This window comes from Treponema putidum, assembly GCF_000755145.1.
Taxonomy (GTDB): Bacteria; Spirochaetota; Spirochaetia; order Treponematales; family Treponemataceae; genus Treponema_B; species Treponema_B putidum.
Genome location: NZ_CP009228.1, coordinates 122,569 through 146,780 on the forward strand (window position 1 = coordinate 122,569; position 24,212 = coordinate 146,780).

Annotated in this window: 20 protein-coding genes and 2 pseudogenes; 6 read left to right on the forward strand and 16 right to left on the reverse strand. The window is 38.0% G+C overall.

The features are described from left to right. Positions 1-4: 4 nt before the first annotated feature. From JO40_RS00555 to glmS, 10 genes and pseudogenes are all read right to left on the reverse strand, one after another. Complete coding sequence (locus JO40_RS00555) at positions 5-937, reverse strand: magnesium transporter CorA family protein (RefSeq protein WP_044977347.1); 933 nt, start codon at positions 935-937, stop codon at positions 5-7. Positions 938-989: 52 nt separating this feature from the next. After that, entirely contained in the window at positions 990-2,336 is a 1,347-nt protein-coding gene (locus JO40_RS00560) for a CCA tRNA nucleotidyltransferase (RefSeq protein WP_044977349.1), read from the reverse strand. A gap of 72 nt (positions 2,337-2,408) precedes the next feature. After that, entirely contained in the window at positions 2,409-3,308 is a 900-nt protein-coding gene (locus tag JO40_RS00565) for a PD-(D/E)XK nuclease family transposase (RefSeq protein ID WP_044977351.1), read from the reverse strand. A 209-nt stretch (positions 3,309-3,517) separates the two neighbouring features. Then, a complete protein-coding gene (locus tag JO40_RS00570; RefSeq protein ID WP_044977353.1) occupies positions 3,518-4,366 on the reverse strand; it encodes a hypothetical protein in 849 nt (282 codons plus the stop codon). Between the two features lie 121 nt (positions 4,367-4,487). After that, complete coding sequence (locus tag JO40_RS00575) at positions 4,488-4,928, reverse strand: Hsp20/alpha crystallin family protein (protein WP_044977355.1); 441 nt, start codon at positions 4,926-4,928, stop codon at positions 4,488-4,490. Positions 4,929-5,157: 229 nt separating this feature from the next. Beyond that, positions 5,158-5,897: pseudogene (rnc, locus tag JO40_RS00580) on the reverse strand (ribonuclease III). 23 nt (positions 5,898-5,920) lie between these two features. After that, on the reverse strand, positions 5,921-6,157 hold the full coding sequence (gene acpP, locus JO40_RS00585) for an acyl carrier protein (protein ID WP_044977357.1): 237 nt from the start codon (positions 6,155-6,157) through the stop codon (positions 5,921-5,923). A 13-nt stretch (positions 6,158-6,170) separates the two neighbouring features. After that, positions 6,171-6,359, reverse strand: a complete 189-nt coding sequence (gene rpmF, locus JO40_RS00590) for a 50S ribosomal protein L32 (protein WP_044977360.1) — start codon at positions 6,357-6,359, stop codon at positions 6,171-6,173. 193 nt (positions 6,360-6,552) lie between these two features. Next, a pseudogene (gene glmL, locus JO40_RS15130) lies at positions 6,553-7,931 on the reverse strand (methylaspartate mutase accessory protein GlmL). Positions 7,932-7,961: 30 nt separating this feature from the next. Then, complete coding sequence (glmS, locus tag JO40_RS00600) at positions 7,962-8,381, reverse strand: methylaspartate mutase subunit S (protein ID WP_044977362.1); 420 nt, start codon at positions 8,379-8,381, stop codon at positions 7,962-7,964. A gap of 128 nt (positions 8,382-8,509) precedes the next feature. On the opposite strand from glmS, the gene JO40_RS00605 reads away from it, so the two are divergent. From JO40_RS00605 to JO40_RS00620, 4 genes are read left to right on the forward strand one after another with little or no spacing between them, the layout of a single operon-like run. Further along, positions 8,510-8,770 (forward strand): hypothetical protein, encoded by a 261-nt coding sequence (locus JO40_RS00605; protein ID WP_044977363.1) that lies wholly within the window; start codon positions 8,510-8,512, stop codon positions 8,768-8,770. A gap of 10 nt (positions 8,771-8,780) precedes the next feature. Continuing rightward, a complete protein-coding gene (locus JO40_RS00610; protein WP_044979643.1) occupies positions 8,781-9,770 on the forward strand; it encodes a TRAP transporter TatT component family protein in 990 nt (329 codons plus the stop codon). After that, positions 9,767-10,795, forward strand: a complete 1,029-nt coding sequence (gene dctP, locus JO40_RS00615; RefSeq protein WP_044977365.1) for a TRAP transporter substrate-binding protein DctP — start codon at positions 9,767-9,769, stop codon at positions 10,793-10,795. The genes JO40_RS00610 and dctP overlap by 4 nt, the downstream gene beginning before the upstream one ends. A 15-nt stretch (positions 10,796-10,810) precedes the next feature. Beyond that, positions 10,811-12,658, forward strand: coding sequence for a TRAP transporter large permease subunit (locus JO40_RS00620; RefSeq protein WP_044977366.1), 1,848 nt, complete (start codon positions 10,811-10,813; stop codon positions 12,656-12,658). Positions 12,659-12,662: 4 nt separating this feature from the next. Here JO40_RS00620 and JO40_RS00625 read toward each other — a convergent pair whose 3' ends face one another. The 3 genes from JO40_RS00625 to JO40_RS00635 form a co-directional block, all read right to left on the reverse strand. After that, on the reverse strand, positions 12,663-13,091 hold the full coding sequence (locus JO40_RS00625) for a hypothetical protein (protein WP_044977368.1): 429 nt from the start codon (positions 13,089-13,091) through the stop codon (positions 12,663-12,665). A gap of 95 nt (positions 13,092-13,186) precedes the next feature. Next, a complete protein-coding gene (gene xseA, locus JO40_RS00630) occupies positions 13,187-14,383 on the reverse strand; it encodes an exodeoxyribonuclease VII large subunit (RefSeq protein WP_044977370.1) in 1,197 nt (398 codons plus the stop codon). Between the two features lies 1 nt (position 14,384). Next, the gene (locus tag JO40_RS00635; RefSeq protein WP_044977371.1) at positions 14,385-16,790 is read right to left on the reverse strand and encodes a Lon protease family protein; all 2,406 of its coding nucleotides are present in this window, start codon (positions 16,788-16,790) and stop codon (positions 14,385-14,387) included. Positions 16,791-16,823: 33 nt separating this feature from the next. Between JO40_RS00635 and JO40_RS00640 the strand changes: the two genes are divergently transcribed. Together JO40_RS00640 and JO40_RS00645 are read left to right on the forward strand one after the other, a co-directional pair. Beyond that, on the forward strand, positions 16,824-17,921 hold the full coding sequence (locus JO40_RS00640) for a hypothetical protein (RefSeq protein WP_044977372.1): 1,098 nt from the start codon (positions 16,824-16,826) through the stop codon (positions 17,919-17,921). A gap of 40 nt (positions 17,922-17,961) precedes the next feature. Then, on the forward strand, positions 17,962-18,375 hold the full coding sequence (locus tag JO40_RS00645; protein ID WP_044977374.1) for a bacteriohemerythrin: 414 nt from the start codon (positions 17,962-17,964) through the stop codon (positions 18,373-18,375). Between the two features lie 79 nt (positions 18,376-18,454). Here JO40_RS00645 and JO40_RS00650 read toward each other — a convergent pair whose 3' ends face one another. From JO40_RS00650 to JO40_RS14300, 3 genes are read right to left on the reverse strand one after another with little or no spacing between them, the layout of a single operon-like run. After that, the gene (locus tag JO40_RS00650; protein WP_173402610.1) at positions 18,455-20,929 is read right to left on the reverse strand and encodes a helix-hairpin-helix domain-containing protein; all 2,475 of its coding nucleotides are present in this window, start codon (positions 20,927-20,929) and stop codon (positions 18,455-18,457) included. Between the two features lie 49 nt (positions 20,930-20,978). After that, the gene (locus tag JO40_RS00655; RefSeq protein WP_245608938.1) at positions 20,979-23,585 is read right to left on the reverse strand and encodes an LPS-assembly protein LptD; all 2,607 of its coding nucleotides are present in this window, start codon (positions 23,583-23,585) and stop codon (positions 20,979-20,981) included. A 44-nt stretch (positions 23,586-23,629) separates the two neighbouring features. Next, on the reverse strand, positions 23,630-24,205 hold the full coding sequence (locus tag JO40_RS14300; RefSeq protein ID WP_245608939.1) for a hypothetical protein: 576 nt from the start codon (positions 24,203-24,205) through the stop codon (positions 23,630-23,632). Between the last annotated feature and the right edge of the window lie 7 nt (positions 24,206-24,212).

The window sequence follows — 24,212 nt, forward strand, 5'->3', positions numbered from 1 at the left end:
ATTTTTATATCAGTTTTTTCTTTTTAAACCAGCAAAGTCCTAAAACGACAATGACAATACTCAATATTATAACAGTAAGATAGCCGTACTTCCATGAAAGTTCGGGCATGTAGCTAAAGTTCATACCGTACCAGCCTGCTACAAGGGTCAACGGAAGAAAGATTGTAGTTACAACAGTAAAGATTTTCATAATCTTATTTAAGTGGAGATCCAGCTGAGCTTGATAAGATTCCCGCAACTGATTCGAATACTCTCTTAAAATACGGATATTTGCTCCATAACGCTCTACCCTCTTTGAAAGAAGGTTTATAATGGTCAACTCTTCTTCGGTAAAAATTTCGTTTTCATTTTCGGCCAGGTCTTGGCAAAAATCTTCCAACTGATCATAATAGCTAAAGAGGGTCAAAAGTTCGTTGTTTATATTCGAAAGCTCCGCTTCAAAGTGAGTGTCTTCTTCTATTTTTTCCCAAACCCTCATTTCCAGTTCAGATATTTTGTTTCTAAAACGGTAATAGACGCCGGCATGCGACTTGATAAGCTCTTTAAAAAAACGGTTAAGAATACGCGGAATATTTCTTTCGCGAACTATAGTTTGCTGTAAAGCAGTTTCAAAAGCTTTTTGAGTAGAATAGTCCTTGTCTATAATTTCTATGGCCAAAAAAAGATTTTTAGATATATAAAGGCCTATTGTATCGCGGTCTTTAAAAATATTTTCCATTTCGATTATATTTATAACGCCGAAACTGTAGTCTTCCCAAACGCCGAGGGTATTTTGTTGGGAAAAATCGCTGCATTGCTCGATAAAAAGAGGGTCAAGGCCTAAAAGCCCTTGAAGCTCAATGAGCTCCTTAAATTTTATATATCCTGCAACATGTCCAGTTATTTTTTCAGTCCGGGGATCAATCGGTGTCAATTCTGCATCTAATTTTACAAACATAGCTTAACCTATCATATTTTTTATATTATATCAATAATTTTATATCAATAATTTAGCTTAAATTGGAATTTATTGCCTCCGCAATTTTTAAAAGTTGGGCCTTAGTATTTTGCGAAGGGTCTTCAAGGACAGCTTCAAATAACTTTTGTAAGATTATGCCGAGCTTAGGACCTGCAGGAATTCCGATTTCAATCAGCTCTCTGCCTCCGACAGCAAGATCTTTTAAGCTGAGGGCAGAGTCTTCTGCTATGACTTTTTCAAGCCTCTTTTTAAATGCAGTCAAATTGCTTAAATCGGGAGCCTTTCCCGTCATACCGAAACCGTCGGCTCTTCTCAATTCAAAGAGATTCGGAATATTTTCTACCCCGGCTCTGACTATAAAGCGGCGGACGGCAGCATCGCTCCAATCCTCCGTATAATGAAACATGTGAAGCCCCACCAAATGACAAACTTCTTCAATTTCCTTATTCGGAAATTTTAAACGCTGCATTATATTTTTGGTGAGTTTTTCCGAAACCGCCTCATGCTTATAAAAGGTGTAATCGCCGTACTCATTTTTTTCTCTGGTACTTACCTTTCCTATATCGTGGAAAAGAGCAGCCAAGCGCACAATAAGATTATCTTGCGGAGCGGCATCGCAGCTTAAAAAGCTGTGGTCAAGCACATCGAATGAGTGCATTCCTTTTTGCTCGACCCCGCGGCAATCAGAAAGTTCGGGCAAAAATACTTTTAAAAGTCCCGTATCTTCCAAGAGTCTTAAAGAAATTATAGGATGCTCACTTAAAAGTATTTTAACGAATTCATCCCGAAACCTCTCTATCGAAACTTTTTTGCAAGTCTCAATACTTAAAGGAATAGCCTTTAAAGTTTCTTCTTCTATCTTAAAGCCCAACTGCGAAGAAAAGCGGATTGCTCTTATCGGCCTCAAACCGTCTTCCCCAAAACGGGCAAGGGGAGAGCCGACGGTTTTAATAATTTTTGATTTTATCGATTTTACGCCGTCAAAGGGGTCGACAATGGAGCCGTCTTTTAAAGAAACGGCTATTGCATTCATAGTAAAGTCTCTGCGGCTCAAATCCTCTTCGATTGAACGGACATAGCTAATACTCTGCGGCCGCCTGCCGTCGGAATAATCAGCCTCGCAGCGGAAAGTGGTACATTCTATTTTTTCGCCCTTATATAAGATAGTAACCGTACCGTGGGCTATCCCCGTAGGAATCGTCTTGCGGAAAAGAGCTTGAACTTCCTTCGGTTCGGCATCGGTTGCTATATCATAATCCTTACACAGTTTCCCTAAAAACCAGTCTCTAACAGCTCCGCCGACAAGGTAGGCCGAAAAATCGGCATTAAAAAAAATAGAAGCGATTTCTTTCATTTTTTTTGAAACAGGATAGCGCATAGAAATTCGAGTTTACACAAAAATTTACGGCCTGTCTATACGTAGGCCGCATTTTTAATACCGCATTTTAAATTATAAGGCTTCTATTTTTTTACGACTAAGGCCTGTACCTTCAACTATTTTATCAATATCAACTCCGAGCCTTTTAAAAGACGCTGCCATTTCCAGCTTTGCTTGATATGAGCCTTCAGCTCGTCCTTCGGTTAATCCTATACTTTTTCCTTCGGCTCTGCCTTCCGCTAAACCCTCAGCCAAGCCTTCTCTTCTAGCTTCGCTGCGCTCATCTTCCACATACATCCGGTATTTTTCGTCAGAGAGTTCTATTGCCATTCGCCTCTCTTCATCAGTTACCCTAAAGAGTGTTGCTTCTGCCATTTTTATACCCTCCTCTAAGCTGCACAATTTTTCCAACATTCCGCTTTTTTTGTCTTCTTCATAGTTGGCTAAAAACCTTATCCAAAAGTCTTTTAAGTTATACTCTTCCAATCTCTTTTTCATAGTATAACCTATTAGCTCATTTAATTCAACATAAAGATATTGAATTATAGAGCTCTCAGGCATTTTTACCGGCTCTGCGTTTTTAGGAACATCGCAGCCGAAAACTGAAAGGCTTATAGCGTATAAAAAATCGTCTTCTTTAGGCTCAGTCTTTAAAAAGCGGGAAGCGAGGCGCATAAGGTACATTTGACTTCTGCGAGGATAGTTTGTTTTCCAAAACTGCTGCATTTCAAGGTCGACAAGAAGGCCGTTGTCGGTTCTAATCAAAAAATCGAGGCGGTAAGTTTCTCCCGAAGGCCTATCCCGAATAAGTTCGGTGTTTATGATTTCGGCCTTTGTGATTTTACCGTAAGAATCTTCTAAAAAAGCGTTTAAAAAGCTTATTAGGGCCTTGTTTCCTTCTTCTCCTTTTGAAAACATCAGCTTAAAAACCCAATCCGTTTTGGGGTTTAAAATAGGCTGTTCATTTGACATAATGTTTCTCCTTAGAATAGCAAATAAGTCTTGCCGTCCTACTATTATTATTCAAATTTTTTACAAGAGATAGTAAAATTCTATAAAAATTTTTCATTTGGCTAAAGATAAGACAAAAAAGTTTTATTCTTGCGGTTTAATATCCGCCGTTTCTCGGTAACGCTTGCGTCGTGGGGTTGATTAAATACTTCGGTTTTTAGAGATACCCGTCACTCATACATTGAAGGTACTAAAAGATTGAAGAGCAAAATTTCTTGAGAACCGGTAATTGTAATTTCATACACACCGCGTTTTAATCTTTTAATAAAATTTACTTTTGAAAGATTTATGTTTTTTATGCAAAAGACATCGTCTATATAGATTTTTTTTCCTCCGTATTCCGGAAGAATTTGAATAAATCTTTTTTGAAAAACATCCTTATCTATTTTTTTGACCTGAAAAACCGGAATAGATAGGATTAGATTTTCCTTTTGAAATAACAATATGTTTACATCCAAATTCGCAGCAGAATATTTGCGTATCTCGGAAGCCTCATTTAAAAGGCTCCGAGCCTTATGCTTTAAGCACTGCTCTAAAAGGCCGCCTTTTTTATTTTCTAAAATAAGAGCTTTATGCTCAATAAAAAGAGATATTAAAAGATGGTTTGATTCTGAATTTGTTCCTAATGGCGAAAAAAATGGGATGGGCTTTTTTGCCAGCGCTTCTTCAGAAGCCGATTCCAAATATCCTTCGGCCTGAGTTTTATAAAACTCTTCGATAACCGCATTCGGGAGGATATTTTTTACGGCTTCAGAAAAAATTTGAGGGGATAAAATTGATGAACACAAAACGAAAAGATATGATAGATTCCCGTCGGTTTGAATGTAAGCATCGATTACCACTGCTTCGGCTTCTACACAGGCTAAGGAAATTCTCATACGCAATACGGCTCCTTGCTCACTCATAAAATTTTCTTGAACGGCAAAAAATTTTAAGCCGTAAAGAAATTCCTTACGCAAAAGTGAATTAGCTAAAACAGAGTAGTTGGAATTTTCATATTGTCTATATACAGAAACCATCAATACAGTTATCGGTCTTTTTTATAAAAAGCATTATTACTTAATTACCAAACGCATATAAAAAAACTGCGCCCTGCCCTAAGGCAAGACGCAGTCCTATAGTGAATAGCAGCGAATTCTCTTATACCGTTTTAATCTCGATCTGTTTAGGCTGAGTATCCGGTTTTCTCGGAATATTTACAACCAAAACACCGTTTTCAAATTTTGCAGAAACTTCATCGGCATTTATATCCTCAGGCAATGTAAACCGCCTCATAAAATGTCTTGAGCTTCGTTCCTTTATGATGTATTCTGCACTCTTATCTTCCTTTTCTTCCTTCTTAGAAGATGAGATTGTCATAAGCCTATCTTTTAAGCTAATTTCAACATCTTTTTCGCTATAACCCGGAAGATCTACTTCCATTACATAGGCTTTTTCCGTTTCGCGGATATCTACACTAGGCATTCCGCAGCTTGCATTCTTGATCGGAGCAAAAACTCCAAAATTGGGTCCCAAGCTCCTATCAAGGGCATCAAATACGCTGTCCGTAAAAGACGGACTAAAAAGACTTAAACTATTCATAAAGCACCTCCTGCTTATAAGTTTTTCTTTCAAACTCTTCACTTAAATACAAGCAATTTTTATGCCAAATTAAAACAAAAGGATAAAAAATTTATTAAATACCATAAGTCTATATTCAATATAGAGTTACACAATTATAAAAGAAATGTAAATTTATGTCTATTAAAAAATGATAGAGCTTAAAAGGGACAAAAAATACTATTGTGCCAAATTTTCATCTTAAATAGAGCTATTTTGACACAGCAGCCTCAGCATAGAGGTTCTCATAGGCCACTTTTGCTACAGCCTGCTCCGCTTCTTTTTTGTTTTACCGGAAAGGGGGCCGTAACCCTTACCGTTTATTGAAACCGAGAACCAAAAGGTGCGGTCATGGTCTGGACCGCTCATCTTTTTAAGCTCATATTTCGGAACTGTTTTAAATTTCTTTTGTACAAATTCTTGAAGGAGGGATTTATAATCGCTTATAAATTTTTTTTCTAAAACCGAAGTGATAGTTTTTTCTAAAAGGTTAAGCACAAATTTTTGAGCTGTCTTAAAGCCGGAATCAAGGTAGTAAGCCCCTATGACAGCTTCAAGAGCATCGGCAAGAATAGCCTTTTTTTCCCGCCCGCCGGACATTTCTTCTCCCTTACCCAAAACCAAATATTTACTTATGTTTAGCTCATGAGCGGTTTTAGATAGAGCTTCTTCCGAAACAGCGGATGCCTTTATTTTTGCCAACTCCCCTTCAGGCCTATCTTGAAAGGATTTATAAAGATAAGAAGCCGCAATAAGCCCCAGTACGGAATCACCTAGAAATTCCAGTCTTTCGTTATTCGCGTGAAAACTATTATTTTCATTAGAAAAAGATCTGTGATGGAAAGCAAGATCCAGCAAGCGTAAATCTTTAAATTTCAATCCCGCTTGCTTTTGAAATTCAAGGAGCTCCTGCTTCCTTTTGGGCTCAAGACCGCATTTTATAGGAAACAAAGAACTCCTCCTAAAAACAAAACTTATTTTTGCTGCGTTTTGATAAATTCATAAGCATCTCGGACAGTTTCAAACTCATTTGCCTTTTCGTCCGGGATCTTAATACCCATATCCTCTTCGAGGGCATAAACGAGTTCATAGGTGTCAAGACTGTCGGCACCTAAGTCCTGCCGGAATGAAGAATCTAAAGTAACTTTATCTTCATCAATTTCCAACTTTGCTGCAATTAATTGCTGAATTTTTTTGAATAAATCATCCATAAAACCATCTCCTCTAGTCTAATTTATCGGGGTTAACAACCTGTTTGCCTTTATAAAACCCGCACTTGGGGCATACATGATGAGGCATAATCAAGTTACCGCATCCGGAACACTCAACAAGATTAGGCGCTTGTAAACGCATATTTATACCGCGTCGGCGTCTTGTTCTAGCCTTTGAAGTATTTGCTCTTGGTACAGCCATACTCAATCCTCCACTACAAAATATCTAAAATTAAAAAACGTATTTGCCGCACCTTTTTGCGGCTATTCACATAATTAAGTGCCTATTCTACACTAAAACCCGCAAAAAGTCAAGCCAAAATCCAAAATTGATTTCCGTGCAAAATTCCAAAATCCAGAGGATAAAATCCATAGGATAAATCCAAAGGATTGGTTTACACCAGATATTTTTTCATTATCCTTATTGCCATATCGGGTTCTTCGGTGGCCAAAAGCCCCATGGCCGATAAAATATACTCCTTATCAAGGAGGAACTGGGGATTTTTAGGTTTTAAGCTAAAAGGATCATCCTCACGGAATTTGCAAGCTTCCATAATTTCTTTATAATGGGAATTATAAACCAAAATACCGCCTGTCCCTATTACGTAACGCAGCTGGGTTAAATCCTTTCCTTCTTGCTGAAAACTGGCTCCGCAGCCGGTATAAACAGGAGTCAAAACTCCTACATGACGGCTCATAGAAACATCGGCACATACCTTGGCAACGGCACAATCAAAGGCCAAATCCTTTTCGTTTTCAGAAATAAAATCCGTGTGCTCATTTCTTTTTTTGACTTCTTCTTCAATATTGTACTTATATTCTTTTGAAAGATAGTGCCTAAGCCCATGAGGGCCTTGTACTGAGGCTACGGTCGGAAGGGAGTAGCGCATTCCAAGGTCTCCCTCGACAGTGCGTTTTAAAAAAGCTTCGGGGAGACCGTATAAAAAACCGAACCTTGGGTAGGGTCCCCGTCGGCGGCGGAATGAACATCGGTTGTAGCCCCTCCTATATCTATGACGATAAGGTCGCCTAAACCGGCTTCATTTTCAGTACCTTCAGAAAGAGTTTGAGCGGCCTTTAGAACAGCTGCAGGTGTGGGCATTAGGATATTATCGATATTGTTTTCGACATGGGTCATACCCTTTGCATGCACAATATTATTCATAAAGATGCTGCGGATTGTTTCGCGGGCGCTTTCAACATTGAGTTTGTTTATCTTGGGCATTACATTTTCAGCCAGATGATAGTCTACCTTGTCTTTAAAGATTTCGATTATTTCATCTTCGGCACTCTTGTTGCCTGCAACTACAACAGGAACCTTAATACCGTAATCTGCAAGCATTTTTGCATTGTGTATTATACAGCGCGAATCGCCTCCATTGGTTCCGCCAGCTAAGAGGATTATATCCGCATTTGAGTTTACTATCTCCTCAGCTTCACCTTTGTTAAGATTGTGGCTGTAAGTGTGAATTACCTTGGCTCCCGCCCCCAGAGCAGCCCGTTTTGCCGCCTCGCTTGTAAGTTCAGGTACAAGGCCTATGGCTATAATCTTCAAGCCTCCTGCGGCCGAAGAACAAGCAAGGCTTTTTACTACCTTATAATCCGTTCCGGTTTTTTTGTGCAAGATTTCAAGGGCATTATTATAGCCGGTCATAACATCGGTTTCAACGGTAGTATAAGCTTTCGCCGTGCCGATTATGTCTTCTTTTTCGATATCCACAAGAGTTATCTTCGTGTTGGTACTTCCGAAGTCAACAAATAAATAGCAGTTCATTTTGAGTAAATTTTAAATTCAAGTTAAGTTCTATGCATGATCGGGAAAATCCGCATATAAATCTTTAATAGTCGTTTCAACCGGAGTTCCCGGAGGATAAACATGATCAAATCCCATATCGGTAAAACGTTTGTGAACATCGTCAAAATCCTGTTTACCTACAACTATGTTTCCGCCTACAAAAAGTTTAATACCCTTTAAGCCTGCTTCATCGCATTTTTCGCGCAAGCCCTTGCAGTCAAGCTCGCCTTGTCCGTAAAGGGAAGATACCAAAATCGCATCCGCATTCGTTTCAAGGGCTGCATTTATAAAGTCCTCTTGGGGACTTAAAACGCCTATGTTGTTTACCTCAAAACCGGCTTCAGTCAAAGAGTAATCCAAAATTTTATTACCGACAGCATGACAATCAGAGCCTATTACACCCAATACAAGTTTAATCTTTCTTGCCATATTCCGCCTCCTCAAATTCATCGTGTTTAAAATCAGTCTATTATTAAAAGAAAGATATGTCAAGTACGCTAAAAAGACAAAGAAGTACTTCTTGTAAAAAATATTAAAATTGAGTATATTACTCAAATATGCCGGAAACCACAGACTGGGAAACAAAAAAATTTGACGAACTATTTGATGACGAAATAAGGGTTTTAACAAGAAGACGGGAGCACGATAAAGACTGCTCGATAGATGATCTTCAAGGCACCCTAGAGGCTCTTTATGTACTTGAAGGAAACAATATTGACGGACGCAGCAAGGTTCATGAAATAGCCCTTTCAGCTTCAATATCAGCCTATGAAAAATTTATAGAGGACTGGAAAAATGAAAAAACTACAAAAAAATAATGGATTTATAATGTTCATAGGGTTATTTTTTACCTTAACTCTTCTTGGTTTTTCTTCATGTTCAATAAAAAAAATGGCCTATAATTCGGCAGCAAATGCCATGGCTCCCCTTCCCGAAAAAAAAATAAAGCCTGATCCCGATGCTCCGAATCCCATTACAGCCTTAACCGAAGAGGATGATATAGAACTCGTAGGAGAGGTTTTTCCAGTCATTTTGAAACTCTATGAGGGGATGCACATTGCAAACCCCGCACATAGGGGGCTTGCAATAATGACGGGCGAGCTTTACATAATGTATGCAAACGTATTTGTAGAAGGTCCTGCCAATTATCTTTCGGATGACGAATACGATAAAAAAGATGAGGCTTTTAATAGAGCAAAAAAGTTTTATAAAAGAGGATATAACAAAATCCTTTCGGCCCTCGATATAGCCTATCCCGGATTTACCGAAGCTATAAATTCCGATAATACGGAAAAAATAGAGGCAATGCTCAAAAATTGTAAACCCTATGATACGGAAGCCTTACATTGGGCAGGAGCCGGCATTTTGGCAGCCTTTTCCCTTGATCCCTTAGATATTCAAAGTTTACAAGCCGTTCAAGGGGCTAGGCTGATGCTTGAAAAAGTTTGCAGCCTTGATCCTGATTATTCTGAAGGAGCAGTGTGGGAAATTTTGGCTAAATTTTACGCCTCAGCACCGGACAGTCTGGGCGGAAATATTGAAAAGGCCGAGATAGCCTATAAAAATGCCCTTGAGCTAGCCGGAGGGAAAAGTCCTTCAATTTATGTAACCTATGCCCTCTCTTTTTGTGTACCTAGGCAGGACGGCAAGGGATTTGATGAAGCAATCGAAAAAGCCTTAGCAATCAATCCCGAATCGGATCCGGCTAATAAGCTGGCTAATAAGCCAACTAATAAGCTGGCCATAAGCATTTCGCAAAGATATGCAAAATGGCTAAAAGAAAATAAGGAAATGTTTATATTGGGAGATATGGAATGAAGAAAAAATTATTGTTTGCTTTTTTTGTACTTGTAATGATTTCAGGCGTTTTTGCTCAACAGAAAATCGTTTTAAAGATTGCAAGCAGTGCTCCGGCAAGAACCCCTTGGGACATTGAATTAAAAAAACTAGCCCAAGAATGGAACAAAATAACAAAGGGTCTTGTAAGCGTTAGGTTTATGGATATGACAGTCCTTGGAGGAGAAAAGGCAGGCATTGTAAAGATGAAACCGCCCCGCCCGGGACAAAGACCTCAAATTGACGGGGCTATCTTAAGTCCGGTCGGCCTAAATGAGCTTGCACCGAATGCAAAAATTTTTACCCTGTCTCTTCCATTTTTAATACAAAATCAAGAAGAACTTGATTTTGTATTAAGTAAGTACGGATATGCCTTTGGAAATGAAATTCAAAAAAACGGGTGTAAACTTATAACATGGTCAAATGTTGGGTGGCTCTCATTTTATACAAAGGATTCCTATTCAAGCCTTGCTGAATTAAAAAAGATAAAAATGATATGCTCAAACGATACAAAAGACTTTGCAGATGTTCTAAAAATATCAGGCTTTAATGTATCACCCGTAGCTCCCGCAAAATTCAATCAAGAACTAAAAGCTGTGACAGGGGCAAGGAGTTTCACATCGATTTCAATTCTTGCTTATACACTGAGACTGCACAAAGACGTATCTTACATACTTGATGCCCGCTTATGTCCTATAATGGCAGGCTTCGTAATTGCCGACGAATCTTGGGCACTTATCCCTGATGAGTATAAACCGGCAATGCTGGAAGCAATGGATAAAACAACAAAAAAATTAAATGCAGCTCTTGAAGATATGGAAAAAGACTATGTAAAAAAAATGAGGCAGGACGGTTTAAAAATAATAAGTCTGAATCCTCAGCAAAGAAAGGAATGGACAAAAGAGTTCAACTCCGATATGCAACGGGTACAAAAAACTATTCCGGGTTTAATAAATGCTGAAATATATGAAAAGATTTCTGCAGAGCTTGAAGCATACCGCAAATAAGTATATTATTACAAAATGAGAAAGATAGTTAATGGTTTTATTCTAGCTCTTACGGCAGTGCTGGTTGTGCTGCCGTTTGTTATCCACATAACCGTAGGTTTTGGGAAAAATAGTTTAGAATCGGAAAGATTGATTGTTCAACTTGTGTTTGTATTTGCATGCCTTGCAGGTATTATAACAACAGCAGATAAAAAACAACTAAATATAGAAATTTTTACATCCAAATTCAATCAAAAAATTCAAAACATAATTTATAAGGTTCTTGCATGCATCAATATAGCAGTCCTTACAGCCGTATTTTTTTCGGTATTTCCAAACTATAATATGATTTCTTCCGAAGATCATGTTTTATATATCCCAATAAAAATTTTCTTTTCTGCACTCCCTCCAATGTACTTGGCAATGCTTGTATTGGAAATAAAAAGAAGCAAGAGTGTCTTCACAAGCATAGGCGGTATTTTATTGGGTTTTTTAATAAGTACGGGCTCTATTTTAGGGCTTTTAAATTTAATATTCGGTTCATGGTACCCTGAAATAAACAATTCAGGTATCGCATCTATTTTAAGCGGTATTTCCATATCCGTACAAAATTTTTCAGGAAATGTCATTTGGCTAATTGTTTTAGTGTTTACCGTTCTCAGCCTTTTCGGAATACCGCTTTACATTGCACTTTTAGGTTTAGCATATTTTGCGTTTATGACTACAGGAGGATATGTTGAAAGCATCCCCATGGAAACCTATAACATTTTAACGGATACCTCCATAGCGGCAATTCCTCTATTTACGGTTGCAGGCTACCTTTTGGCAGGCGGGAGTGCAGGAAAAAGGCTCTTGGACTTTGTAAAAAGCTCTGTCGGATGTATAAGGGGCGGTGTTGTAATTTCAGCAGTATTGGTCGCAACATTTTTTACAACCTTTACAGGAGCTTCAGGCGTAACAATATTGGCCCTGGGAGGAATTTTAAGCGTAATTTTGACCGGTTCGGGTTATACCGAAGATGATTCGGAAGCTCTTATAACAGCCTCCGGTTCTATAGGCCTTTTATTGCCTCCTAGTTTGGCCGTTATAGTTTATGGAGCAACTAATTTTATGACCGTAAACATATTTGACCTTTTTAAGGGTGCTGTCCTTCCGGGAGCACTCTTAGCCTTGTCGATGATGGCCATAGGAATCATAAAGGATAAAAACTCAAAAAGAATTAGGTTTTCAAAAGAGGCTCTTTTTAAAAGTTTTAAGGCGGGATTTTTCGAGCTTCTTCTTCCCATATTGATAGTAATTGTATATTTTGGAGGCTATTTCAGCCTGTTTGAAACCGCAGCCTTTACGGTTCTATATTCGTTTGTGCTTGAAGTTTTTATAAGAAAAGATTTTAGCGTAAAAAAAGCTTTTGACGTTATTTTGCAAAGTATACCGGTTGCAGGAGGAGTGCTCGTAATAATAGGAGCCGCAAAAGGGCTTGCCTTCTTTTTAGTCTATGCAGGTATCCCCCAAATGCTTTCGGAACTTGCAATTACTTTTGTCGGTTCAAAAGTTTTATTTCTGCTGCTATTAAACATTCTGCTGTTGATAGTAGGCTGTATTATGGACTTATACTCTGCCATATTGGTAGTTTCGCCCCTTATAATTCCTGTTGCTGAAAGTTTCGGTATACATCCTGTGCACATGGGAGTAATCTTTTTAACTAACCTAGCCCTCGGTTTTTTGACCCCGCCCATCGGAATGAATCTTTTTATAGCAAGCTACACCTTCAAAAAGCCGGTAATCAAAATAGTAAAAACCATACTGCCATATCTGGCTGTCCAATTTGTCATTTTGCTTTTAATTACATATATTCCATGGTTCAGTATGGTTTTTATCAAATAAGAACTTAAACTCGGCTTTTATCCTTTACTGCAATAATAGCACCTAGAATCATTAGGTGCCTTGAAAGCTGAGAAAGATAATTTAATACGGACATTGTACTTGTAAAGATATTACCGTTTATCGGGCCAATAATATCTATTAATACAATATTTACAATCCATAAAATCATAAAAACTATTAGAATTATACCGGTCAAGCGAATTTCGCCAGAAAAAAATTCTACAATCAAAAACACGCCTGCAATCAGTTCGGCTACTGCCAAGGTTATTATAATGACCGTTGTTATTGTCCGGCTTTTAAAAACAACATCCAAAAGAGATATAGCCTGTCCCAATTCCCCTGCAGAGGAGCGGATAAGCCCCAATATTCCCGCAACAATCAAAAAGAAAGCTAATGCAATCTGCAATACTACAAGACCTACAGTTCTTTTCATAAGAACCTCCATAATTTAAAATCAACGCCTTTTAAAATCAGCTCTTTTTATTGTATCGGAATAAGAATGCTCTTGCTGTAGAGATAAATTGAGTTTTAACTCATTGCTCTTTTTACCTCTGCCTCTATTATTCCTTTTGAAGGCTTAATTAAAATGCTTTCGCCATCTTTAACTTGAGAAAAGGAGCGGATAGTTTTTCCTGTTTGGGCATTACGGACAATGGAGTAGCCCCTGTCCAAAATAGTTTGAGGATTTGCCCCTTCCAAAATTTTGTTTAAAATTAAAAGCCTTTGCCTAAGTTCCTTACATTTTTCCTGCATGCCGGATAGAATTTCTTCCTTTGCATTATCAAATCTTGCAAGAAGGGGCTGCTGAATATTTCTAAACCTAAGCTCCAAGGAATCGGGCTTAAAATTATTAAGCATGAGCCTTATCCTTTCGATGCGGTTTTCAATATTTTGTGTAAGGTCTTCCCGATTTACGGCTATGGAGTACATAATATCATTTAAAATGGGAGCGGCCAGCTCTGCGGCGGCAGAAGGAGTGGGAGCCCTCATGTCGGCTGCAAAATCGGAGAGTGCCCAGTCTATTTCGTGACCTACCGCAGAAATAACAGGGGTTTTGCAGGCGGCTATTGCCCTGACAAGGGCCTCATCCGAAAACGGGAGAAGGTCTTCCAAAGAACCGCCTCCCCGCCCTATTATGATAACATCGCCTAATTTTTTATCATCGGCAATTTTTAGCTGCTTAATCAAGGCAGGGGCAGCCTCATCACCTTGAACGATTGCAGGAAGAACAACTATGTCAATTTTTTCGTTCCTTCTTTTTACTACATTTATAATATCCCGAACGGCGGCTCCCGTGGGGCTTGTAATTACGGCAATGAGTTTCGGGAAATAAGGCAAGGGCTTCTTTTTTTCGGAATCAAAAATGCCCTCTGAAGCAAGTTTTTTCTTGCGTTCTTCCAGCATTTTTAAGATATTTCCCTCGCCTGCGAGGCTCATAGCTTCTATGATAATTTGATAAGAACCGCGCTGCTCATATACCGAAATTGATCCTTCAGCTTTTACAGTCAGACCGTCTTTTGGTTCAAAGCCGAGGGAGCGGCTTTTTCCCTTAAACATAACAGCCTGAATTGAAGCCTTTTCATCTTTTAACGTAAAATAAAGATGCCCCGCTGCCGATGGCCGGAAGTTTGAAATTTCTCCTTCAATCGAAACATATCCGAAACCGGATTCCAAAAGCTCTTTTATCTGTAAAGTAATTTCATAGACGGAATAAGTTTGTGGCATCTTAATTTTTCCTCAAAGAAATTTCATTGACCTTTTTATAAAACTCTTCAAGCCTTTGAGAAATCATCCACGTATACATTTCTTCTTGAAGACCGGATAGAAGTTTTATTCCTTCGTCTATTGTCTTTATTGTCCAAATATTGAACTTACCTTCTTTTACGGCTTTTTGAACATCCTTAGATAAAAACAAGTTGTTTTTATTGCTGACCGGAATCATAACCCCTTGGGTGCCGGTAAAGCCCAATATTTTACACGTGTTAAAAAAGCCTTCTATTTTTTCGGTTATGCCTCCTACGGGCTGAACCATACCATGCTGGTTTAGACTGCCTGTAACGGCTATGTCCTGCCTCATCTCAAAACCGCCTATTGCAGAAATAAGAGCCAAGAATTCGGCACATGAGGCCGAATCTCCGTCAATGTAGCTGTAGGACTGCTCAAAACAAATACTGGCAGAAATTGAAAGAGGTATATCTTTCGAGAATTTTTCTCTCAAAAGCGAGGTTATTATAAGATGAGCTTTATCATAGATTTCTCCCGAAAGCCCGGCTTCTCTTTCTATATTGATAATGCCTCCCGTACCTGGCGAGGCTTGAGCCGTAACCGAAACGGGTACGCCGAAAGAATGATAGCCTCGCTCCTCTACAGCGAGACCGTTTATTTTTGCAAGTTTTGTACCGGAAACATCTATCAGAATTTCGCCCAACTGAACCATCTCGGCAAATTTTTCTTCCGGCAAGGCATGAAGATAGCGTCTCTTTTCGATTGTATCGTTTAATACGCCTGCACAAATGGTATCCTTTTTTTGCTGCTTTGCATTAAAATCGGCTTCGATTATAAGGTCGGAAATTTTAGTGAATTGAGCCGTAAGTAAATGGCGGGAGCCTGCAAGCTCCGAAGCATAGGAAATTAAGCGGCTGTATCCCGAATCATCAAAGTTAAGAGCTTTTTTTTCTTTACAAAGGTGTTCGGTCAAATGAATTAGGGAAGCGATATTTTTATCGTTTTTTTGCATGACAGAATCGAATTCCGCACAAACTTTAAAGAGTTTATAAAAGTCCGGATCTTCTTGATAAAGAATATCATAAGTGTATTCTCCTCCTATTATAATTATCTTAAAATTTGCAGGAAGAGCCTCAGGTTTAAAAACGCTTGGAGTATGGTTGCCCGAAGGAGGCATCTGTATTTCGATTTTTCCCGACTGCAAAACTCTTTTTAAATAAGACCATGAATCGTCTTCTTCAAGTAAATCGTGCAAACGCACTATAAGATAGCCGCCGAAGGATCTGTGGACTGCACCCTCTCTTATGCGTAAATGTCCGTTAATTTCCGGAGCATCCGAATCGGAATGAGATTCTATCGTGCCGAATAAATTTGTAAAACTCGGCAGGTTCTCATTTATTACATAATTTTTATCCTTATTATTTTCACAAATAAGATTTATAAGGTAACGCCCGAAAAAATTTTTCTTTACCCTCGAAGATTTAAATTCGGAACTATAGATATTCATTCTGCTGATTAGATCGTCTTCGGCTTTTTTTAAAAATAGAAGTATTTTTTTATTATCTTCTATTTGTTTCGGGTTACCGGATTTTGTTTTGTAGGACTCAACTAACATCTTTAAAGGCTCGAGCGCTTCTTTAATTATCGGCATAATGGAATCTTTTTGATGCTTTATCAGCTTTTCATCCATTTCAATTCTTTTATCCCGTAGAATAGAAAAAAGCTCGGACATCTCATCGAGGGAAGCATAGTATTTTTCGCGCAAGGCCGCAAGTTCTTGTTCGCTGAATTTTTTTCGGGCAGCTTTGGATTGAAGCTCGCTAAAAGATATTTCTTTTCCCTTTATGATAGGAATTAAGTCTAAGGATTGATTGTTTTCATCCTTTATCTGCAATACCTTAAACCCAATATGAAGCATCTTGGATTCAAATTCCATCAAAAGAAGATTTTCTTCATTATCGGTTTTAGTAACGATTTTTTTCTGCTCGGCTAAAAAGACCTCAGACTTTAAGAGGGCAAGAGTTTGAGTATGAATCTTCCCCACGGCTTTTTTTATCTTTTTGCGGAACAGGTTCCCTTCACCTGGAGGAAAAAATAAAGCGATGGGCTCAATCGGGCGGCCGAAGTTGTAAGCATAGGCTATATCTTGAAGTTTTGTAGAATTTGGTTTATAATTCTGCAAGAGAGATGATATAACGGTTCTTCGGCCTGTTCCGGGCGCACCCATAACAAAGATGTTATAGCCTTCGCCCTCTATACCGAGACCCAGTTCTATTGCCTTAAGAGCACGGTTCTGACCAACTATAGTTGAGCCGGTTCCGTTATTTTTTAACTCCCTAATCTTAGATTCGGGAAAAGAAAATTCCAGTTCGTTGAGGTCTAATTTTTCTGCAGCACCGTCTGTCATATAAGCTCCTTAAATTGTATTTGTGAGGGTTCTATGTCTGATTTTTTTGTCGGCGAAATACTTGTTTTAATTTTGTTGATTTTACCTTTGATTCGTCCGTTTTCAAAAGCTCTTAAAACAGCCAACGCAATTCCGCTTTTACCCTTTGTCTCTTTAATAGTTTTAATATTTACAATTATAGGACAGGGCTTAATCTTCTCACTAATTCCCACAGCACTAATAGTCATAATCTGTATTATAACAGAATTTGCAAGATTTGTAATGTTTTTAAGGCAAGTTCCTAATAATTTTTACACAATTCCTTCGATTTTGTTAAGAATTTTTGTGCTGCTCCTTCTAGGGGCCTCATTTTTTTCAGCTTTTTATTTTTCGCCTGAAAGGGAGTATCCCATTGTAAGTTCCGTTATCGAGGCAAAAAAAATTTCTTTTATTGCCGATGACAATGAAGTGGCAGCCGGATTTTATTACAAACCCGAACCTTGCCGTAACGAAAAAGAAGCAATTATCATAGTTCCGCCCTTCCCCATTTCGGAAAGCATAGGAACCTTTGACCGCTATCTTTTAGATGAAGGCTATAAAATTGCAAGTCTATCCCTGCCTAAAAAGACCGGATATAAATACCGGATCAAACATTCGGAGCTTTTTTTTACGGTATTAAATTCCATTTTAAAAAATAAAGATATGTCTGACGGAAATTCTCAAGATAAGGAATTATTACAAACTTTGTCTAAACTTACCGGCTTTTTTGAAAAAACCGAAATATTTTTGATTGCAGAAGGCCCGTATGTTCAAACTCTTTGTGATTATTACAATAAAAATCCTAACGCTTTTTCGGGTGCCTTTTTTGTCATTTCAGAAGAGATGCCTCTACCTACGGGATTAAAGGAAGGTACATACACCGTATTAAATGAAAAAGATTTAAAGTTTTCGGAAAACATAGCTCTTTTCCCGATATGTTTTTTTATTCAGTCAAAAGAGAATTTAGCCGGTTTCGGCGATATAAGAGGAAACGACATTCTCGCAAGTCTTTTGCTGGGCGCAGAACGTGATTTGGGAAGACAAGACAGAATAAAAACCGTTAAGACTTTTGAAAAGTGGCTTAATCTGAGGTCAAGTCTTACGATAAAGTAAATAAATATAATGCCGATAATTACGTTTGAGGTTAGTTTTTATGGATGATTTTGTTGCCTGGGATGCCAGCTATGATTTAGGAATAGAACAAGTAGATAAACAGCACAGAAGATTGGTAGAGCTTATAAACGAGTTGTATCATGCCTGCCTAGGCGAAAAAGGGGCATTAGAAGAAAAATTTAAACAGGTGATGAAGGAACTTGTAGAATATGTAATGATTCATTTTAAAGATGAAGAAAAAATAATGGAAGAAATAAATTATCCGAACATTAAAGAACATAAACAAAATCACGAAGATTTTGTAAAAGAGATTTTGCAATCAGTCAATGATTACCGCAACGGAAAACCATTTGTTCCAAATACTTTTGTACGTTTTTTGCGGGATTGGCTTTTTAATCATATCTTAATTACGGATAAAGAAATGGCAAGGTTCTATTTTGCACATAAAAAATAAACCGCCTAAGCAAACGGACTTCGGCGGTTATTTAAGAAAACCCTCTAAAGAATCATGTTTTTAGAGGATCCTCTTTAATTTATTTTTTACCCTGTAATAAGATTGCAAAGGGATTGTATTTAGTACCGTCATCATCTTTGCGGGAGCGGGGTTCACCGACCTTTCTTTCACCCCTATGAGCAGGATTTCTTTCTCCCCTTGCAGCCGGACTTCTTTCACCTCTTTCGGCAAGCTCTTTTCCCTCCTGTAAAGCCGGTTTACCGGCAGAGGTTTTAACGGTAAGAGTTTTTCCATCTTTTGTTTTTACGACAAGTTTTTTTACCTCAGCCTTTTGCTTTGCAGTAAGGCGGGCTGCTCCATGGGCTTTGCCGCCGGCACTTCCATCTCCTGTTTTTCGGCTTAAAGAAATTCGGCGGCGGTCTTCGTCAAGTGAAATAATTTTACACTCTACAATATCGCCGACCTTTACAGCCTCAAGCGGATCCGAAATAAAAGAATCGCTCATTTCAGAGATATGCAAAAGGGCTGTTTCTTTAATTCCCAAATCGACAAAAGCACCGAAGTCCACTACGTTTTTGATTTTTCCCTTTACGGTCATTCCGACTTTTAAGTCTTCAAATTGAAGAACACCTTGCTGCATGATGGGTTTAGGACAATCTTCACGCGGGTCACGGTTAGGCTTTTTTAGTTCTTCGATAATATCGTTTATAGTCTGATCTCCTATATTGTACTTTGTTTTTATTTCGTTCCGGAGCTCGCCTGAAACTTCTTCATTTTTATGAATTACATCATAGATGATTTTTCCGGTCTCGTAGTTTTCGGGGTGAACCCAAGAATTATCCAAAGGATTAGAGCTTTCAGGAATTTTTAAAAAGCCCGCACACTGCTCAAAGGACTTAGGTCCCATTCCGCTCACATTTTTTAATTGTTCTCTATCCGTAAAAATCCCTTCGGCTTCACGGCGGGCAACAATTTTTTTTGCAAGAGAAGAACTTACACCCGAAACATATTTTAACAAAGAAGCACTTGCAGTGTTTAAGTTTACTCCTACATTATTTACTACGGAACCTACAACTGCATCAAGCTCTTCGCTTAATTTTTTTTGGTTTAAGTCGTGCTGGTATAAGCCGACACCTATGGACTTGGGATCAATCTTTACAAGCTCTGCAAGAGGATCCTGTAATCTTCTTCCGATAGAAATTGCCCCTCTTATCGTTAAGTCCAAATCGGGAAATTCTTCGCGGGCGACATCACCTGCAGAATAAACGGAAGCGCCGTCTTCATCGACTACAGTGAATAAAACATCGGGACAAGATTCTTTGATAACAGCAGAAACTATTTCCTGCACCTCGTGAGAACCCGTGCCGTTACCGACAGCTATGAGCTGAACATTGTATTTTTTAACGGCTTCCAATAGCAAGTACTTAGCCTCATCTGCCTTATGTTGGTAAAGCACAAAGGAGCCTAGATATTTTCCCGTCTCATCGAGAGCCGCACATTTAGTACCAGTCCTTATGCCGGGATCAACACCTAAAACCCTTGTTCCCTTGATGGGCTGAGTCATCAAAAGATGCTTTAAGTTTTCGCTGAAAATATTTATGCCGTGTTCGTCAGCCGTGTCTGCGAGGTCGCTTCGGATTTCACGTAAAACGGCGGGAGCAAGTAAACGCACAAGACCGTCGGCTATGGCTTCTTTATGGTAATCATTATTTATGGTGTACTTATTTTGTAAAAGAGAAATTGCATCTTCTATGCTGACATCTATCTTTACTTCCAAAACGCCTTCCCGTTCTCCTCGGTTAATCGCAAGAACTCGGTGCGGTTTTATTTCGTTTAAGTTTTCAGTATAGTCCCAGTACATTTGATACACGGAAGTTTTAGCAGCATCCTCATCGCCGAGTCCCTTAACTTGAAATTTTCCCGTCTTTATAAAATAATCGTGTACGGCTTTACGGTTTTCGGTATCCTGAGAAATTTCTTCCGCAATTATATCGGCAGCGCCTTGAAGAGCATCTTCGGCTGTGGGCACGTTAAGCTCTTCAGTTTCGGCATCGGTTACAATAAATTCTTTAGCCCTTTCTTCAAGGGGAGCGGCTTCAAGCTCTTTCATTAAATCAGCTAAGGACTGTAAGCCTCTTTCAACGGCAAGCATACCGCGGGTCTTCTTTTTCTTTTTAAAGGGAAGCCAAATATCTTCAAGCTCGGTGAGGGTACCGGCCTTCATTATATTTTCATAAAGAGCATCGGTTAATTTTCCGGCAGCAAAAATACCCCGCACTATTTCGAGGCGGCGGGTTTCCAAATTTGTATAAGATTTAAACAGGCGGTCTGAATCCCTGACTTGAACTTCATCAAGAGAACCGTGCATTTCTTTTCGATAACGGGAAATAAATGGGATGGTGCACCCCTCATTGACCAAACTTATAACTGCAGAAACTTGAGTAAGTTTTATACCTAATTCTTCCGCAATCTTCTTCATAATATCGGCCTCGTTTACACTGAGGCCTTCGATAAATTCATTTGTAAATTCCATAATGCTGTGAGTATATACCATAAAAAAAAGAAAATCAAGGGCATAGAAATCAAGTGTTTATTTTAAACCTCTATTTTATCTCTCCGCTTGTTACCGAAAAAACATCGTTTTCTTTTTTTGTTTGTACTTTAACATCTCCTATCGGATTCCACTGAACTAAAAAGGTTATTGTAGGTTTAAGCTCATAATATTTTTTTCCTGAAGTTTCACGAAGAATAGGTTTTACCGAATAAGAAAATTTCATTATCCAATCTTTTAAATAGTGAGTCAAATCAAAGTTAAGAGACTTTAATTTAAAACCTGATTGTCTTCTCATTCTTTCATCCCAAAAATAAAAAGAGTAGACTAAATCTTTAAACATATTTTTTTCACCCGGGATAACAATAGGAAGATTAAGTGAATCTTGAAAGTATCTTGCAATAACATCATTACGGGAAGAGGCACTAAAACTTATATCTAAAAATTCATGTATTTTAAAAGTTAGCTTAGGTGAAAATGAAAAAGATGAATCCGTTACTCTTATCAAATTAAAATTAAGAGAGGAATCAAATGAAACCATTAATTTTATTCTGTTCTTCCAAGCATAAATATCCAACGGTTTTGATGAATTTGAAAAATTTATATCCAAAGAGCGGGGAATAAATTTTTTATCTTTTAATGCTTGCCAACCTGTACCCGGAATTAATTCATATGGTGTATCATAACTCATTGCATAAACGGCAGATACATATTTCCAAGAAAAAGATGCCGCATACTTTTCACTTCTTTTTTCTTCAATATTGTAAACATAGGATTGGTTTAAAGAAATATTATACGGAAAGGATAAATTTAAATTCGTATTAAAAGTATCCCAAAACCATTTTTTTGCAGTATTTTCTTTTTCAAATAATTTTATAGTCATATTAAGTTTTCCATTCGGAAAGGCAAAACTTCCTGAAAAGGAATAAGACTGTAAAAGAGGGGCTAAATTCATAGATGTGGTAATCAATTGAGTATAATTTTTTAAATTGATTCCAAAACCCGCAGATGCAACATGAGTCTTAATATATTCCTTATCCCATTTTGCCGGAACAGTTTCCCATTCAGGCTTGTCAACAGTTCCGATAAATTTATTTTGAAGGAGGGTTTCGGAAATAGACCATTCAATAAAGGACGGTTTAAATAAATCATTGGAAATAAACGGGCTGAGTTTTAAGCTGTTTGAATTATTTAGGGTATACACATTTAATTTATAATTATTTAATTGAACCTTATCAAGATCGCTCTTGTCCTTATGGAATATATGTTTTTGATTATTTCCGTTTAACTCAATTGAATTGGATAAATTCAGAAAACCTTGATTATACGAAAGCCGGCTGTCAATTTTAGCCTGCCCGCTTAATTTATAATAGGCTGAATAAAAATCAGACCAGCTAATATCAAAAGGCTTTTTCCAATCTTTATGATTAAAAATTATATCTTGAGATGCAAAGCCGTTTAGTTTATAGGTTAAATCGTAGTTTATTAAATTCGAAAAACGATTTGTTTTTACACCGTCAATTTTATATGCAGGAAATAGATCGCCGGAAAAAGCCGGAGCTTCATCTTTATTCGTTGTTTTATCGTTTTTACCGTTGTCTGCTTCTTCAAAAGGGTTTTTAATACCTGTTACATTTTTTTGCGAATGACTGTCTTTTTTTTGAGACAACATAGATGTTGAAAAAAGAGTACCTCCAAGACCTACCCTTAATTCGGGCAAAATATTTTTGGGGTAATAAAATAATCTGTCGGGAGCATATAAAGCATCGCTTCCGCTAAGGCTTTCATTTTTTTTGGATTCAAAATTAACCTTCCCTGAAAAAGCTTCAAGGGACATATAACTTATCCAAGGTTTTAATACGGAAAAGCTAGGATTGATTGAACCGTCTACCTTCCATGAATAAAAATTTTCTAATGTAGTATCTTCAGCAGCTGCCAGCTTATCCTTGTTTAAAAAATATTTAAACCAGTTCATATCTTCGCTCCTGCCCATAAAATCTTTTTTAAAAAAAGGATCGGAAATAAACGGAAATAAAACCGAAACATTGAACGGACTTTTTGTCATGCTCACATTAAAGCTAAAATTATATCTGAAAGGCACGATTGTACCGAAAAGGTTTGCCTTATTTATAGTTCTTTCTTTACCGGCATCTCCATATTGGCTAAACAAAAGACCGGTTCTAGGATACAGGGTATAAGAAAAACCTAAAAGACCGTGAAAATCAATTTGTTTTACATATCCTTTTTTGGGAGTAAATTTTCCTTCAAGGCCTGTCAAATAACCGAGCCCCGAATAAGCATCCGCTATCAGTTTTAAATACGAACCTCCGGTATCGGAAGCCGGCTCATCCAATTTTTTAAAAAACAAACCTTCCAGCTTTTGTTTTTTTACCGTATCGCTTTGCATAAAATTAGAAAACGAAGTCGCCTCATCGCTTTTAGGTGCAGGCTTACGCCCCAGAATATAGGTAGTAGTTTGTACAAAAGCACCTTCCCTATTTTTAAAACCGAATACAGGGTGAAAAAGCATCTCATCAGCCGGATAATAAAAAAAAGGAAAGTACATGATGGGTACAACTCCTACCGACAAAAAACCGTTAAAAAAAGCCATTTCGTTTCCGGGTAAAATCCAAAGGCGGCTCGCCCGAATAGACCACAAGGGGTATTCTTCTTTGCTGGTGGTAAGCAGGGCATCCTTAAAAGCTATTGCACCGCTTTCATTCCTTCCTGCAAGACCCGTGTGAATTCTAAAAGGGTCTTGTTTTTTTTTACCGGTGCCTGTTCGATAATCCCATCAACAAAAACTCCTTCAAGTTTTTTTATATTAAAGATTAAAGCATCTCCCTTAAAACTTTCCCCTTCATCGGAGCCGATTTTTCGGGTATAAACAACATTACCCATTGCAGTCAAGGTTTCACGTGTTTTATTATGAATTATTTTATCGGCAGTAATTGTCGAAATAGAAGTTTCATCCGAAACGGAAATTGAAACAAAGCCGGTAAAAATAATCAGTTCATCTTTTTTTTCTTTTTCAGGTTTTGCTTCATCACTTTCAGGTTTAGATTCATCGCTTTCAGGTTTAGAGGCCTTATCAATCGGTTCGGTTATGGGAGCTGACGGAACCTTTACATACTCGGTAAGTTCTGCAGAGTTAATCGTAATTTTTATTGTTTTTTCCGTTTTCTCTTCCGGCTTTTTTTCGGGATTTTCCTCAGCTTGTAAAGCATATACCGAAAAGAGAAATACAAAAAAGATTAAACCCTGCAAAGCTTTTTTCATTATTCCG